12 protein-coding genes are annotated in these 14,213 nt (G+C 62.7%); 8 read left to right on the top strand and 4 right to left on the bottom strand.

The genetic code is table 11. The annotated features are described in order from the left end of the window. Nucleotides 1–71: 71 nt before the first annotated feature. On the bottom strand, nt 72–1,376 hold the full coding sequence (locus JN756_RS03350; protein WP_046384821.1) for an MFS transporter: 1,305 nt from the start codon (nt 1,374–1,376) through the stop codon (nt 72–74). Nucleotides 1,377–1,561: 185 nt separating this feature from the next. Between JN756_RS03350 and JN756_RS03345 the strand changes: the two genes are divergently transcribed. The 4 genes from JN756_RS03345 to JN756_RS03330 all read left to right on the top strand — a co-directional run bounded on the left by JN756_RS03345 (nt 1,562) and on the right by JN756_RS03330 (nt 6,786). Next, nucleotides 1,562–2,980, top strand: a complete 1,419-nt coding sequence (locus JN756_RS03345) for a short-chain fatty acid transporter (RefSeq protein ID WP_201021772.1) — start codon at nt 1,562–1,564, stop codon at nt 2,978–2,980. A gap of 141 nt (nt 2,981–3,121) precedes the next feature. Then, nucleotides 3,122–4,822, top strand: a complete 1,701-nt coding sequence (locus tag JN756_RS03340; protein ID WP_017844504.1) for an acid phosphatase — start codon at nt 3,122–3,124, stop codon at nt 4,820–4,822. Nucleotides 4,823–4,944: 122 nt separating this feature from the next. Beyond that, nucleotides 4,945–6,114 carry a hypothetical protein gene (locus JN756_RS03335; protein WP_057005635.1) on the top strand — a complete coding sequence of 390 codons (1,170 nt, stop codon included), beginning with the start codon at nt 4,945–4,947 and terminating at the stop codon, nt 6,112–6,114. Nucleotides 6,115–6,261: 147 nt separating this feature from the next. Further along, a complete protein-coding gene (locus JN756_RS03330) occupies nt 6,262–6,786 on the top strand; it encodes an SET domain-containing protein (protein ID WP_201021771.1) in 525 nt (174 codons plus the stop codon). On the opposite strand, the gene can is transcribed toward JN756_RS03330, so the two are convergent. Beyond that, the gene (gene can, locus JN756_RS03325) at nt 6,783–7,427 is read right to left on the bottom strand and encodes a carbonate dehydratase (RefSeq protein WP_017844507.1); all 645 of its coding nucleotides are present in this window, start codon (nt 7,425–7,427) and stop codon (nt 6,783–6,785) included. The genes JN756_RS03330 and can overlap by 4 nt on opposite strands. A 151-nt stretch (nt 7,428–7,578) precedes the next feature. Between can and JN756_RS03320 the strand changes: the two genes are divergently transcribed. Next, nucleotides 7,579–7,953, top strand: a complete 375-nt coding sequence (locus tag JN756_RS03320) for a hypothetical protein (protein ID WP_046384824.1) — start codon at nt 7,579–7,581, stop codon at nt 7,951–7,953. Between the two features lie 53 nt (nt 7,954–8,006). Here the strand turns inward: JN756_RS03320 and rimI are convergent, their stop codons facing one another. Both rimI and JN756_RS03310 read right to left on the bottom strand, forming a co-directional pair. Continuing rightward, a complete protein-coding gene (gene rimI / locus JN756_RS03315; RefSeq protein WP_046384825.1) occupies nt 8,007–8,459 on the bottom strand; it encodes a ribosomal protein S18-alanine N-acetyltransferase in 453 nt (150 codons plus the stop codon). Beyond that, on the bottom strand, nt 8,452–9,195 hold the full coding sequence (locus JN756_RS03310; RefSeq protein WP_017844510.1) for a hypothetical protein: 744 nt from the start codon (nt 9,193–9,195) through the stop codon (nt 8,452–8,454). The genes rimI and JN756_RS03310 overlap by 8 nt, the downstream gene beginning before the upstream one ends. Before the next feature lie 187 nt (nt 9,196–9,382). Between JN756_RS03310 and mksB the strand changes: the two genes are divergently transcribed. The 3 genes from mksB to mksF are packed head-to-tail and all read left to right on the top strand — an operon-like array spanning nt 9,383 to nt 14,194. Continuing rightward, nucleotides 9,383–10,660, top strand: coding sequence for an Mks condensin complex protein MksB (gene mksB / locus JN756_RS03305; protein ID WP_017844511.1), 1,278 nt, complete (start codon nt 9,383–9,385; stop codon nt 10,658–10,660). Next, a complete protein-coding gene (gene mksE / locus JN756_RS03300) occupies nt 10,650–11,357 on the top strand; it encodes an Mks condensin complex protein MksE (protein ID WP_046384827.1) in 708 nt (235 codons plus the stop codon). The genes mksB and mksE overlap by 11 nt, the downstream gene beginning before the upstream one ends. After that, on the top strand, nt 11,354–14,194 hold the full coding sequence (gene mksF, locus JN756_RS03295) for an Mks condensin complex protein MksF (protein WP_017844513.1): 2,841 nt from the start codon (nt 11,354–11,356) through the stop codon (nt 14,192–14,194). The genes mksE and mksF overlap by 4 nt, the downstream gene beginning before the upstream one ends. The last annotated feature ends 19 nt before the right edge of the window (nt 14,195–14,213 follow it).

Here is a 14,213-nt window from a genome sequence, read left to right as displayed (position 1 = left end):
AAGGGCTATGTGCTGATCGGGGGGTGGACCTGACTATAGGAGCGGCCGCAATACCCGTCAATTGGTGGCCCTTAGGCTCCGCGAGCGCCTGCATCCACTGCGTGGCGCTTGCTGAACAGCACCACACTCACCACCCCCACCGCGCCCATCACCACGCAATAACCCACGCAAATCCACGGGCTGGTCGGCATCAGTGCGATCAGCATCAAGGGCGTGGTGCTCGCCCACAGCGCGTAGGCAATGTTGTAGGTGAAGGAAATGCCTGACACCCGCACCGGCGCCGGGAACAGTCCGACCATCACCGACGGCACTGCGCCGACCACGCCGCAGCTCAAGCCTGCCACGGCATATGCCGCGCCGAGCCAGACGCCACCGGCGATCAGGCTGGCGTATAACACGGCGATCCCCAGTGGCAGCAACAGGCTGTAGACCAGCACCGCGCGCCAGGCGCCGATGCGGTCCACCAGCAGGCCGGCAAGTACGCAACCGATGTTCAGGAACACAATGCCCAGCGCGCTCAGGGCGAAGGTGTGGCTGGGCGTCATGCCGAAGGTTTTCTGCATCATGGTCGGGGTGATGACCACCAGCACCACCACGGCGGAGGTGAGCACGCAGGTGAGGATCATCGCCGGCAGCAACACGCGGCGATGGTCGCGCAATACGGTGCGCAGCGGCAGTTCGGCGGCGGCTTGGCGGCGCGCCTGCATGTCGAGGAATACCGGGGTTTCGTTGAGCCAGCGGCGCAGCCACACGCCGATCACGCCGAAGACGCCGCCGAGCAGGAAGGGGAAGCGCCAGGCGTAGTCGAGGATCTCCGCCGGGGTGAAGATTTGCGCCAGCAGCGTGGCGGTCAGTGCGCCGAGCAGGTAGCCGAAGGTCAGGCCGGCCTGCAGGAAGCCCAAGGCGTAACCGCGGTGATGGGGCGGCGCGTGCTCAGCGACAAAGGTCCAGGCGCTGGGCACTTCACCGCCCACCGCCGCACCTTGCAGCACGCGCAGCACCAGCAGGATCAGCGGTGCGAAATAGCCGATTTGCGCGTAGGTCGGCATGATCCCGATCAGCAGGCAGGGCAAGGCCATCATCAGGATGCTCAGGCTGAACACGCGCTTGCGCCCCAGGTGATCGGCGAAGTGCGCCATCAGGATGCCGCCCAGCGGGCGCGCGAGGTAGCCGGTGACGAAGATCCCGAAACTTTGCAGCAGGCGCAGCCACTCGGGCATTTCCGGCGGGAAGAACAGTTGGCTGAGGGTCAGCGCGAAAAACACGAAAATGATGAAGTCGTAGATTTCCAGGGCGCCGCCGAGGGCAGCCAGGCCCAGGGTTTTGTAGTCGGAGCGGGAAAAACGCTGCGCCTGGGCAAGCGAGGTGGCAGTCATGTTGAGGCTCGGCAGACAAACAAAATGGCGTGCAGGTTATGAGCTGCGCCGGATGATGGCAATCGCGGCGGATATATTTGTTTTCCTCAATGATCGATGAAGATAACTGCATTCCCATATCAATGGCCGTAGCGGAACATGCCGTAAAACTGCCAAAACCATAACAATTACAAGAGGAATGACTCGTGGCCGATGCTATCGAAGAAAGCCGCTATGCCCGATTTGCCCTGCGCTGCTCCAATTTCGCCGAACGCTGGTTTCCCGACTCCTGGGTGTTTGCCGCCCTCGCCGTGATCATTGTCGCCGTGGCGACCCTGGGCATGGGCGCCGCGCCGACCGAAGCCGCCAAGGCGTTTGGCGATGGGTTCTGGAGCCTGATCCCGTTCACCATGCAGATGGCCTTCGTGGTGATCGGCGGTTACGTGGTCGCCAGTTCGCCACCGGCGGTGAAACTGATCGACCGCCTGGCGCGCATCCCGAAGAACGGCCGCTCGGCCGTGGCTTGGGTGGCGTTGATTTCCATGGTTGCCTCGTTGCTCAACTGGGGACTGTCCCTGGTGTTCGGCGGTTTGCTGGTGCGCGCATTGGCGCGGCGCACGAACTTGCGCATGGACTACCGCGCTGCCGGTGCCGCGGCCTACCTGGGGCTCGGCGCGGTATGGGCGCTGGGGCTGTCGTCGTCGGCCGCGCAGTTGCAGGCCAACCCGGCCAGTCTGCCGCCGTCGATCCTGTCGATCACCGGGGTGATCCCGTTCACCGACACCATCTTCCTGTGGCAATCCGGCGTGCTGCTGCTGGCGCTGATCGTGGTCTCGCTGATCATCGCCTACGCCACCGCGCCCGGCCCGAACAGCGCCCGTGACGCCAAGGCCTGCGGGGTCGACCCGGCCTTCAACCTGCCCACGCCGCAGGCCCCGACACGCCCGGGCGAATGGCTGGAACACAGCCCGGTGCTGACGATCCTGCTGGCGGTGCTGGCGGCGGGTTGGTTGTTCCACGAGTTCTCGACCAAACCGGCGATCAGCGCGATTTCCGGGCTGAACACCTATAACTTCCTGTTCATCATGGTCGGTGCGCTGCTGCACTGGCGCCCGCGCAGCTTTCTGGACGCGGTCGCCCGCGCGGTGCCAACCACCACCGGCGTGCTGATCCAGTTCCCGCTGTACGGCTCGATTGCCGCGCTGATGACGGTGGTCAAGGGCGGCGACGGCCAGACCCTGGCTCACCATATCTCGACCTTCTTCACCTCCATCGCCTCCCACGACACCTATGCCCTGTTGATGGGCGTGTACTCGGCGGTGCTGGGTTTCTTCATCCCGTCGGGCGGCGGCAAGTGGATCATCGAAGCGCCCTACGTGATGCAAGTGGCCACTGACCTGCAATACCACCTGGGCTGGGCCGTGCAGATCTACAACGCGGCCGAGGCGCTGCCGAATTTGATCAACCCGTTTTATATGCTGCCGCTGCTGGGCGTGTTGGGGCTGAAGGCGCGGGATCTGATCGGGTTTTCGTTCGTGCAGTTGCTGGTACACGCGCCGTTGGTGTTGTTTTTGTTGTGGGCGTTGGGGACGACGTTGAAGTATTTGCCGCCGGTGATGCCTTAAACGCAGCGGCAAGCTTGAGGTTTGTAGCTCCAGGCTTTCCGCTTAAAGCGTGTAACTTCAAGCTGTCTTCCCTGCGTCACATTCCACTGCTACCGTCCTGGCGAAATATCTTGCAACAAACCGCCAGCAAGGACTCCCGCAATGAGTGACGAGCACGAAGACCGCCCGGCCCCCGATTCCATCGATCAACCGCCGGTAGACACCAGCCGGCGGCGCTTCCTCGGCGGCGCAGCGGTGCTGGGGGTGGGCGCGACCTTGAGTGCCTGCGGCAATCCCGGCGACGCGCCGGGCAAACCGCTGCCTCGGCCGCTCACGCCGCAAGAGTTGGATAAGGCATTACACGACCAAGTGAAAACCGTCGTGGTGATCTACGCCGAAAACCGCAGCTTCAACAACCTGTTTGCCGATTTCCCCGGTCTGGAGAAACCGCTGTCGGCGTTGTCTCCCGCCGACTATCAGCAGCGCGACCGCGACGCCAGCGTATTGACCACCCTGCCCCCGGTGTGGGGTGGTGTGTTGCAAGTCGGCTCGCAAAGCGTCGACGGGGTGACCTACCCCAGCGAAGTGCAATTCCAGGAAAACCTGCCCAACGCCCCGTTCGCCCTCAAGGGCCCGAACGCCGAAGACCTGCCCTTGAGCCTGGTCACCCGGGATTTGTGGCACGTGTTCTACCAGAACCAGATGCAGATCAACGGCGGCAAGAACGACAATTTCGTCGCCTGGGCCGATTCCGGCGGCCTGGTGATGGGGCATTACGCCCAGAGCCGTTATTCCCTGCGCCTGTGGGACGTGGCCAAGGAGTTTGTGCTCTGCGATAACTTCTTCCAGGGCGCATTTGGCGGCTCGTTCCTCAACCACCAATACCTGATCAGCGCGACCGCGCCGGTTTATCCGAACGCCGCGCAGTCGGTGGCCAAGGCGCAGATCGCCACGCTGCAAAGCGACGATCCCACCGACCCACGCCTCAAGCCCCTGGACAAATCCCCGGCCAGCGCCATGAGCGGCCCGCCGCAGTTCGGCCCGAGCGCGCTGACCCCGGACGGTTACGCCGTGAACACCCTGGCCCCGCCCTACTGGCCGACCTGGATTCGCGACCCGCAAAACCCGGACTACGCCAAGCCCGACCTGCCCAACGTGCTGGTGCCGCAGACCCACGAACACATCGGCGACAAGCTGTCGAAAAAGAACATCGACTGGGCCTGGTACGCCGGGGCCTGGCAAGCGACGCTGGAACAGTTCAAGGACTCGGGCGGCATTCCGAAGATCCCCAACTTCCAGTACCACCACCAGCCGTTCAACTACTTCAAGCAACAGGGCCCGGAAAACCGCGCGGAGCGTGACAAGCGCCTGCGCGACGCGGGCCTGGGCGATGAGTCGAGCACCAACAAGTTCTTTGCCGACGCGCAGGCGGGCAAGCTGCCCGCCGTGACCTTCTACAAACCCCAGGGCAACCTCAACATGCACGCCGGTTATGCCGACGTGGCCTCGGGTGACCGCCATATCACCCGCGCCCTGAAGGTGCTGCAGGAAAGCCCGCAGTGGAAAAACATGGTGGTGGTGGTGACCGTCGATGAAAACGGCGGCTGGTGGGACCACGTGGCACCGCCCAAAGGCGACCGCTGGGGCCCTGGCACACGGGTTCCGACCCTGGTGGTGTCGCCGTTCGCGCGCAAAGGCACGGTGGACCATACGGTGTACGACACCGCGTCGATCCTGCGCCTGATCACCCGCGTCTTCCAGTTGGAGACATTGGACGGGCTCAAGCGGCGCGACGACGCCATGATCGCCCGCGGCCAGAAACCGATGGGCGACTTGAGCAATGCGTTGCAGTTCGAGGTGTAGGACGGCTTATCCAATAGCGACACGCCCAGCGATTTTGCACGCGGTTTTCCTGGTCAGCCGCTACTGTGTGGAGGTGGGCTTTCACCCCGCGCAGACGGGCTCTCGCTGACAAGGAATCATCTATGTTTAAACCGACCAGGTTGTCCTTCACCTTGGCCGCACTGATCGCGAGTGCGGTCGTACAGGCCGACATCGACGTACCGCTGGGCAGCACGCAACGGGTTACCCAGTTGTTCGCTTACCCCAATAACTGCAACGTGATCTGCTTCCGGCCGTGGACGCTGGAGCAGACCGTCGAGCACTACCTCAACCAGAGCCTGCAGCGCGACGGTTACAGCCGCGCCAAGGTCAGCGTCAGAAAGCATGACGGCCAGGTCGCGGCGACCTTCAGCGGCGTGCCCGACAACTATGGCCAGCCGCTGACGAGCTTGCTCGCTACCGCCGACCTGGCCTACCAGGGCGCGAGCCGGCTTAACAGCGACGGCAAGTGGGCTTACAACTGGTACTTGTTCCTGCCGCTGGGCATGGCCCTGGAAAACCGCAAAAGCATCGAACTGCTGCACTTTCCGCCAGATTACTCACTGACCCAGGCCCAGGATTACCTGGAATCGGCCACCACCGACCGCTGGGCCGCCCTGCTCGTCGACAATGGCATTCCGGCCACCGAAACCCCGGCCTACCAGACCATCATCGACATCGCCCCGATCGCCGCGCCGTCCAACGCCGGGAAAGACCTGGAAAACGTCTACAGCTACTTCACCGACTACCAGACACGCATGGTCAAGGAACTGAGCCTGCCGCCCAAAGGTGCGTTGCCGATGGTCGCGTTCGGCGCACCGGTGCGCAGTTGGATCAAGCAACAATACGGGCAAACCGTGGGTGTGCTGGGCCTGGCGCAGATCAGCCCGATCCCCGGCAAAACCGTCTCGGTCCTGGGCGCCAACCACCCCAGTTACATCTGGTATGCGGCAAGCCCCGACACGTATGACGGTAACGAGCAGAAGGCCGACGAGGCCGGTTTGAAAGTGATGGGCCAGGATTTGAGCGCCGCCTGCTGGCAAGCCGGAATGGGCCAGAAACCGGCGAGCGATGCGAATGTGCTGCTCAAGGCGTGCATGAACACCTGGCAGGTCACGCGTAAAGAACAGACCTGCGAATTGTTCTACACCTCGGTGCGCAACCTGACCCCGGAACAGGCCAACGCCAAATGCGCCACGTCCGCGATCAAAGCCCAGCTCAAACAGCTGAAAGACGCCGCGCCCACCCCGACGATCAGCGCCCCGGCGCTGTAAAAACGCAAAAAAAAAACCGATTTCTACTGTCAAAGTTGACAGTAGAAATCGGCGTTATGTTCAGCGAGTCTTGATCCGGGCCCATCCGCTGCAAGACTGGCAGTCAGACACCACCCGCAGGTCGATGCAGCCCAACCCAGGAGAGTTATGAAAACTCGCGCCATGGATAAGGCTGTAAACCCTGTGAATGACTGCCTTTACCCGTTCAAGACACTGTTCGTCGGGCAGGGCTACCCTTCGTCCAAACACTTCCAGGTCACCCACGCCAGGGACGGCGCCGGGGCCAGGGTCAAGGCGCGCATCGCCTTTGAGAGTCGCATACGCATTGCCAAGGTCTCCGGCTACGCGGTGAACGAGCGACGCCCGCACACCTTGCAACTGTCGCCGCGCATCCACTTGTACGACTGTTGGTTCTGCGGCCTGCTGCGCCACTCCTGCAACCCGAATGTATTTTTGGACACCACCTACCTGGAGCTCTGGACCGTGCAGCCCATCGCGGCCGGCGCCCTGTTGACCCTGGATTACGCCTGCACCGAGGACGCGCTGTTCCGGCAGTTCGCGTGCCAATGCGGCGAGCTGAACTGCCGGGGCTGGATCACCGGCAGCCAGGAGCCACTGAACGCCGAAGGGCAGACGTTCATGACCCTGTGGCGCGAGCGCAAGCGCCCTTAGGCTTCACCCAGCGGGCGCAAGCGATACTGCGGCGGCAACTGCTCAAAACCAGTGATGGTGGTGTTCAAGCTCTTCCAGCGGCCATCCTTGATGCCGTAGATGCAACCGTGGATCGACAGGCTCTGCCCCCGGTGCCAGGCGTTTTGCACGATGCTGGTATGACCGACGTTGGCCACCTGCTGAACCACGTTCAATTCGCAGAGGCGGTCGACGCGCTCTTCCTCAGTCGGCAACTTGGCCAGCAGATCGCGGTTTTCGTAGTAGAGGTCGCGAATGGTGCGCAGCCAGCCGTCGATCAGGCCGAACTGACGGTCCTGCATCGACGCCCGCACACCGCCGCAGCCATAGTGGCCGGTGACCAGGATATGTTTGACCTTGAGCACATCGACGGCGTACTGAATCACCGACAGGCAGTTAAGGTCGGTGTGCAGCACCACGTTGGCCACATTACGGTGTACGAACAGATCACCCGGCAGCATGCCGACGATTTCGTTGGCCGGTACGCGGGCGTCGGAACAGCCGATCCACAGGTATTCCGGTGCTTGCTGGCGGGCCAGTTTGGCGAAGAATTCGGGATCTTCCTGTTTGATCGCATCCGCCCAGCGTTCGTTGTTATCAAGCAGCTCTTGTAGTTCGTTCATCAGGGAAAGCCTCAGGAATGATGCGCAGCTTTGACAGACGACCGCCCGTCCGGGTCACGCCCGGAATAAAGATAGACGGCAGGCGATGACTTGAATCTTGGTGCGCCAGGCCTGTCCACACACTATAAGCCCCACAGTATGAGGATTGGCCATGACTGAATCACGACGTCCATACGGCGCTACACAGCCGGAACCGATTGATGACAATGAGGATCGCATGGGCTCGGTGCGCGAGCTGGACTTTGACGATCAAGAGCCGACGGCGCAAATCGGCGATGAACTGCCGCTTGTCGAGCGCAAACACCGGATGCGCGATAAACGGGTGGGCGAGGCCGAGACGACCGATGACGAGATGAGCCCGGAGAACCTGATCCGCGAGGACGGCGCACGGGATGCACAGGAAGAAGGCGAAGGCGAACAGGCCGATTGGGACCTGAGCATCGTGAATGAAGATGACATCGGCGGCGGCAACGGGTTGGATGAGGCCGAATTGGCCGAGCGAGATCCTGTCGACGGCAACCGCTGACACCCTGTAGTTCCAAATGTGGGAGGGCGCTGGCTCCCACATGGGTTGCGTGTTCAGTCGACGAGGGTGCAGGCCATCACGACCGCATCTTCGCGACCGCCGACGGCTGGGTAGTAATCGCGCCGACGGCCGATTTCATTGAAGCCATAGCGTTCATACAGCCGGAACGCGCCGGCATTGCTGTCACGCACTTCGAGGAAACATTCCCGTGCGCTGGCGGCATAGGCGCGGGACATCAGGTGCTCGAGCAGCGCCAGGCCGAGACCGCGGCCCTGGTTTTCCGGTTTGACGGTGATGTTCAGCAAATGCGCTTCATCGAGGATGATCTGCACCACCCCGTGGCCCACTTGCTGCTCACCTTCGAACATCAGCCAGATCTGGTACTTGCCCAGCCCGTCGAGAAAGATCCCGCGGGTCCAGGGGTGGCTGTATGCCGCGTATTCGATTTTCAGCACGGCGTCGAGGTCGGCCTCGGTCATCGGGCGGAAGGATAAAGCCTCACTCATCGATTGTTTTCCAGCGCGCCATCAGCCGGCGCATGGCTTGCCAGACATCAGCCTTACGCTGTGGCTCTTCCATTAATAATTCCAGGCCCGGCAGGGCCCATACCGAGCCCAGGCCTTCGACCTGCAGCTCGCGGTACCAGACTTCGGCATCGGCTTCGCCTGCAAACCGCACGGCGGGCAGGCCGATCAGCCACAGGCACACGCAGGGTTCGTCTTCCAGGCGTGCCGACACAAAACCTTGCACAAAATCCCGCGCGGCGTCCGGGCCCTGGTCCATGGTGCCGCGCACCAGCAACGGCCAGCGCACCGGGTCGCCGACGATTTGCGGGCTGTCGGGCAGGCCGGCAGCGCGCAGCATGTCCTTGAGCAGCATGTAGGCCGGGTCGCGGGTCTGGAAGCGCTCGCCGGTAGGCAGCTCGACCAGCAACAGGCAACGCCCGGCCCGCAGCAATTGCAGGGCAAACCGCGGCGGTGGGACAACAGGCGCCTTGACCACCGGGGCCGCCTCTTCAGCCACCGCCGGCTTGGCCATCGGCGACGGGCGTGGCACCTCGACCTTGGCGCGTTCGACCACCGGCCGCGTCGGCGGCTCAGGCTTGACCACCGCCACGGGCGCAGCCGCCTCCTCGCCCGACGTTTCCAATCCGTCATCGGGCTCGAGCGCCTGCAGCAGCTCGGGCCGCGACGGGGCGGCAAACGGCAGTTCGGTGCGGGGCAGCCAGTTGACCACCTGCATGGCAGTCAAGTAAGCGCGACGTCGGGACTCGATAAGCACAGCTCGGCCACTTGTGGATAAGTAAAGAGCGGGGATTCTACCGCTGTTCGGTAACAATCGCCCACTGCGCACTGACCGGCTGTGGATAAATCCCGCGCCTGATGCAGTACAATCGCGACTTTTAATCGCCAACCAGCCGGCCATTCCCATGATCGAACCCAAGCGCGTCCTGCGCGCCCTCGCCGAACACTGGGCCTTACTTGAGCCACTGTGCGAACACTTCGACCAAGGCACCCTGAGCCTCGGCGAGCTGCGCGCACAACTGGCCGCCCAACAACTGGACAGCACGCCCCAGGACATCACCAGCCTGCTGGACGTGTGGATTCGCCTGGATATCCTGGTGCCTGTCGCCAAGAGCCCGAACCGTTTCGAGCTCAATGCGCAGATCCACGACTTCCTCGCCTATCTTCGCAAGGAGCACCGGCTTGGCCTGTGCCTGGAAATCGAAGCCTACCTGCGCCACCTCGAGCGCCTGGCCGGTTATATCCAGGACGCCTTCGACATCCGTGACGGCCACGACCTGGCCCGGCAACTGCGCCTGCTCGACATGCGCGTGCGCGACGTGCTGAAAAAACTCGCCAACGACGAACAAGCCCTCGCCGCCGTGGCCGACCGCGCCAAGACCAGCGACCGGCAGATCCCGTTGCGTCAGCGCTACGCCGAAGTGCTGGCGACCTGGGACGAATACGTCGAACCGATGATCCAACTGGTGAACGCCGACGGCGCCTTCGAACAAGGCGTGCGCAAGGTCGAAAACGTGCTGCTGCGCCTGCTCACCGAGCAGCAGCGCCTCGGCCATCTGGTCGACGACGACATGCTGTTGCGCACCCACGCGCGCATCCTCGAAATGCAGACCAGCGCCCAGTTGACCCTGCGTCACGCCCGCGAGCTGCTGCTGCCGCTGCGTGAAGAAGCGCGTCGGCACAACGCCGTGACCCGTGGCGCCGCGCTGGCGCTGTCGGCCATTCGCCGTAAAGGCCTGGACGCGGTGCCGCAGGCCGCGATGCCGATGTTCACCCGGCCGCAAAGCACCTTCCTCGGCAGCGCGAGCCAGGTCGAGGCCTACGTGTACGCCCTGGCGAACTTCGAGCCGAAACCGGCGCGCTTCCCCAAGGCGCACAAGTCCCATAAAGGCGAAGCCCAGCGCGCACCGCGCACGGTCAAGGAAATGCTCGAACGCTGCGAAGACGCGCTGCCGATGCCGGACCTGATGACCTGGCTGCTGGAACAGGAACCGGACGGCGCCACCGACGAATTGCTCTACTGGTTCTCGCGCCTGTCCCGCGAAAAACGCTTCAAGCGCGAGCGCCTGGAACGCCGCGATTACCACACACACGAGCATCAGGTCAGCCTGCGCTCATTCGCCCTGCTCCCGGCCACGCCCGACGCCGCCGAGAATTCTGCGAGCACCCCTTATGCATCTTGATCTATCCGAACTGTCCCAGCTGGCGCCGATCTTTCGCGAGCTGTTCAAGGGTTACCACGTCAGCCGCCGCGACCCGGAGCTGTACGCGCAACTGTCGAATTTCCAGGACCAGTACCGCACGCTGTTCAAGGCCCTGGGCTTTGAACTGGTGTGCGATACCCGTGGTTTCTATTACTTCGTGCCGGATTCGGCCATCGCCAGCGCGCAGGTGAACAAGACCGCGCAGCGCCTGGCGCTGTTCACCTTCATCATCGTCGAGCACCTGGCCGACCAAGGCCGCGACCCGATTGCCGTGCTCGACGGCGGCAGCCTCGGCCGCGATGAACTGCCGTCGCTGCTGGAAAAATACCGCGACCTGTTTATCCAGGCCGAAGTGCAAACCCAGGAAGAGCTCGAAGAGAAAATCATGCGCCGCATGACCCAACTGGGTTTTGCCAGCGAAGAAAACGGCATCTATCGCTTCCTGCCGCCGATGCATCGCTTCCTCGATGTGTGCCTGTCGGTGCAACAGGACCGCGACCTCGCGGCCAGCATCCACAGCGTGCTGCCATTGCCGACACCGGTGCTCATCGATGAAGACAGCGATGAAAAACTGCTGAAGACCGATGACCCGCTGGACTTGAGCGACTTTGCCGACGAAAGCGAAGAAGACGCCCTGGCCCGCGCCATTGCCGAAGAACAGGAGACCGACGCATGAGCAAGGAACGCTACGGCATCCGCCGCTTCGCCCTATTGAATACCGCCGGCTACAGCCTCGGTTTGTTCCCGCTCGAAGAGCCGCTGTCGGTGTACGGCGCGAACAACCTGGGTAAATCCGCATCGATCAACGCCTTGCAGTTCCCGATCCTGGCGCGCATGTCGGACATGAGTTTCGGCAAGTACACCCTGGAACAATCGCGGCGCTTCTACTTCGCCACCGACACCAGCTACATCCTCGTGGAAGTCTCCCTGCCCCACGGCCCGCATGTGATCGGCGTGGTCGGGCGCGGCCCGGGCGGTGGTTTCGGTCACCAGTTCTTTGCCTACGCCGGTAAGCTCGACCTGGCCCACTACCAGAAAAACGACACCTGCCTGCGCCAGAAAGAGCTGTTCACCAACCTGGAGCGCGAGGGCCTGAAAGCCTACGAACTCAAGCCCGATGAACTACGTCGTTTGCTGGTCGGCGGCCACACGTCGATCCCGCTGGACCTGACGCTGATCCCGCTGCGTTCCACCAGCGAACAGAGCCTGAAGACCTTCCGCGCGCTGTTTATCAACCTGCTGCACATGCGCGAAATCACCGCAGCCAAGCTCAAGCAATTGTTCCTCGATGCGTTTGAGCACAGCCTGCGCTCCGGCAGTGTCGATTACATCGCCGCGTGTGAAGAAGCCTTCCGCGACGTGCGACGCATGGAGCAGGACTACAACTCCCTGGTCGCCGCCGGCCCGCTGGTCGAGGCCCTGGCCAATGGCGTGAAACAACGCGACATCCTGCGCGGCAAATTGCATCGCCTGTCGCCGCTGTTGGACTCGCTGCTGGGCACCTGGTCGGACTACGCCAGTGCGCGCAAGGAAGAGCTGACCATCCAGGCCGAGCACTACCGCAACGAGCAGGACGCGTTGCAGCACGACCAACGTGGCGGCACCCAGGAGCTGATGCGCCTGGAGCGCGAAATCAGCGGTATCCAGCGTTGGCTGGGCGAGCTGTCGGTGCTCAAGCATCGCTTTGCGCTGGTCGATGATGTCAGGGTGCTGGAACAGCAACTGCTGGCGGCCAAGGATGCCCACGATGAACTCGCCGGCGCCCTGGCGCAGTCACGTCAGTTCAGCGCCGAAGACTTGGACGAGCGCCTGCGCGAGCTGGAAAAACGCCTGAAGTCGGTCAAGCAACAGCTCGATCACGCAGACAACAACAGCTACGCCAAGCTGCGCGAAGAATTCTCACAGCAAGATGTCGAACGCCTGATGCGTCTGTTCAACAGTTCGCTGTTCAGCCTGCCGCTGGGTGAACATGGCATCACGCTGGATGAGGACGGCCAGTGGGTCAAATCCCTGGAACTGATCCTCGATGGTTTCAAGGGTGAGCGCTTTGAAGTGCCGGGGCTGTCGATCGACATCTCCCACATCGAGCCGCCCGCCTTGCAGGCCCTGGCGGATCGTGCGGCGTTGCGCGACCAGAAAGAGCGCCTGGAAAAAGAACTCAAGCAGCTCAAGACGCAGCAGGCGGTGGCCTCTGACCGCGCCGCGAGTAAAACCCAGACCGAAGCGCTGTACCAGCAAGTGCTGGACGCGCAAAAGGCCCTGGAAGATTTCCGCCGTGCGCAAACCCTGAGCGCCGAAGAAGGCGAGAAGCTGGAACAGCTGGCGCAGATGGAAGCCGCCCAGGATGAATTGAAACGCTCCAGCGATGCGTTCACCGAACGTGTCCAGCAACTGTCGGCCAAGCTGCAACTGGTCGGTCGCCAGATCGGCGATATGGAAGCCAAGCAACGCACCCTGGATGACGCTTTGCGCCGTCGCCAGTTGCTGCCGGCGGACTTGCCGTTCGGCACGCCGTTCATGGACCCGGTCGACGATTCCATGGACAACCTGCTGCCGCTGCTCAATGACTATCAGGACAGTTGGCAAGGCTTGCTGCGCGCTGATGGCCAGATCGAAGCGCTGTACGCCCAGGTTCGCCTCAAGGGCGTGGCCAAGTTCGACAGCGAGGATGACGTGGAGCGGCGCCTGCAACTGCTGATCAACGCCTATGCTCACCGTACCGACGAAGCCCTGACCCTGGGCAAGGCACGGCGCGCGGCGGTCACCGATATCGCACGGACCTTGCGCAATATCCGCAGCGACTACGACAGCCTGGAACACCAACTGGCCTTGTTCAACCGTGAGATCAACAAGCGCCAGGTGTCGAACCTGCAGAGTTTCCGCATCGTGCTGGCACCGAACAAGGAAGCGCTCAAGCATATCGACCAGATCATCCACAGCGCCGGTCAGTACGAAGAAGGCGAAACCCTGTCGGTGTTCGACTTGAGCCAGAGCGCCGAGCAGGACAACAAGAACGAAGAGGCCAAGGAATACCTGGCGCGCCTGGTGGCGGCCAACCACAACCAGTTGGGCCTCAAGGACTTGTTCGAACTGGCGTTCGAGATCACCAAGGTGCATGGCCAGCCGGTGATTCACACCGACATCGATGGCGCGGCGTCCAACGGCACCACCATGACCATCAAGGCGCTGACCAACATGTATTTGTTGCTGCACTTGATGGACCGCGACCAGGCCGGGCGCGTGCGCTTGCCGTACTACCTCGACGAAGCGGCCGACATCGATGAGAAGAACCAGGCGGCGCTGCTGGAGACCAGCCTGCAATTGGGCTTCGTGCCGATCCTGGCGAGCGTGAAGCCGCAGGTGTCGGCCCAGGTGGCGATCGACCTGGAAGGCGGCAGCGGGCCGAACGGGATCTACATCGATGAGGCGGACTGGAAGTACATCCGGCGCCATGATGCGGTGAAGGCAACGGTGACGGTGCAGGCGGATGAGCCGGAGTTGGATGAGGTCTGACGTTCGGCGGTGAAATGCC

It is taken from the genome of Pseudomonas sp. Y39-6 (genome assembly GCF_023651955.1).
Taxonomy (GTDB): Bacteria; Pseudomonadota; Gammaproteobacteria; order Pseudomonadales; family Pseudomonadaceae; genus Aquipseudomonas; species Aquipseudomonas veronii.
This window is presented reverse-complemented; position numbering and strand designations above follow the sequence as displayed.

What these genes read in the sequence shown, in the direction of transcription:
- mksE (WP_046384827.1), top strand. Translation starts at nt 10,650, where the DNA reads ATGCATCTTGATCTATCCGAACTGTCCCAGCTGGCGCCGATCTTTCGC.
- JN756_RS03350 (WP_046384821.1), bottom strand. Translation starts at nt 1,376, where the DNA reads ATGACTGCCACCTCGCTTGCCCAGGCGCAGCGTTTTTCCCGCTCCGAC.
- JN756_RS03310 (WP_017844510.1), bottom strand. Translation starts at nt 9,195, where the DNA reads ATGCAGGTGGTCAACTGGCTGCCCCGCACCGAACTGCCGTTTGCCGCC.
- JN756_RS03335 (WP_057005635.1), top strand. Translation starts at nt 4,945, where the DNA reads ATGTTTAAACCGACCAGGTTGTCCTTCACCTTGGCCGCACTGATCGCG.
- JN756_RS03330 (WP_201021771.1), top strand. Translation starts at nt 6,262, where the DNA reads ATGAAAACTCGCGCCATGGATAAGGCTGTAAACCCTGTGAATGACTGC.
- JN756_RS03340 (WP_017844504.1), top strand. Translation starts at nt 3,122, where the DNA reads ATGAGTGACGAGCACGAAGACCGCCCGGCCCCCGATTCCATCGATCAA.
- rimI (WP_046384825.1), bottom strand. Translation starts at nt 8,459, where the DNA reads ATGAGTGAGGCTTTATCCTTCCGCCCGATGACCGAGGCCGACCTCGAC.
- mksF (WP_017844513.1), top strand. Translation starts at nt 11,354, where the DNA reads ATGAGCAAGGAACGCTACGGCATCCGCCGCTTCGCCCTATTGAATACC.
- mksB (WP_017844511.1), top strand. Translation starts at nt 9,383, where the DNA reads ATGATCGAACCCAAGCGCGTCCTGCGCGCCCTCGCCGAACACTGGGCC.
- can (WP_017844507.1), bottom strand. Translation starts at nt 7,427, where the DNA reads ATGAACGAACTACAAGAGCTGCTTGATAACAACGAACGCTGGGCGGAT.
- JN756_RS03320 (WP_046384824.1), top strand. Translation starts at nt 7,579, where the DNA reads ATGACTGAATCACGACGTCCATACGGCGCTACACAGCCGGAACCGATT.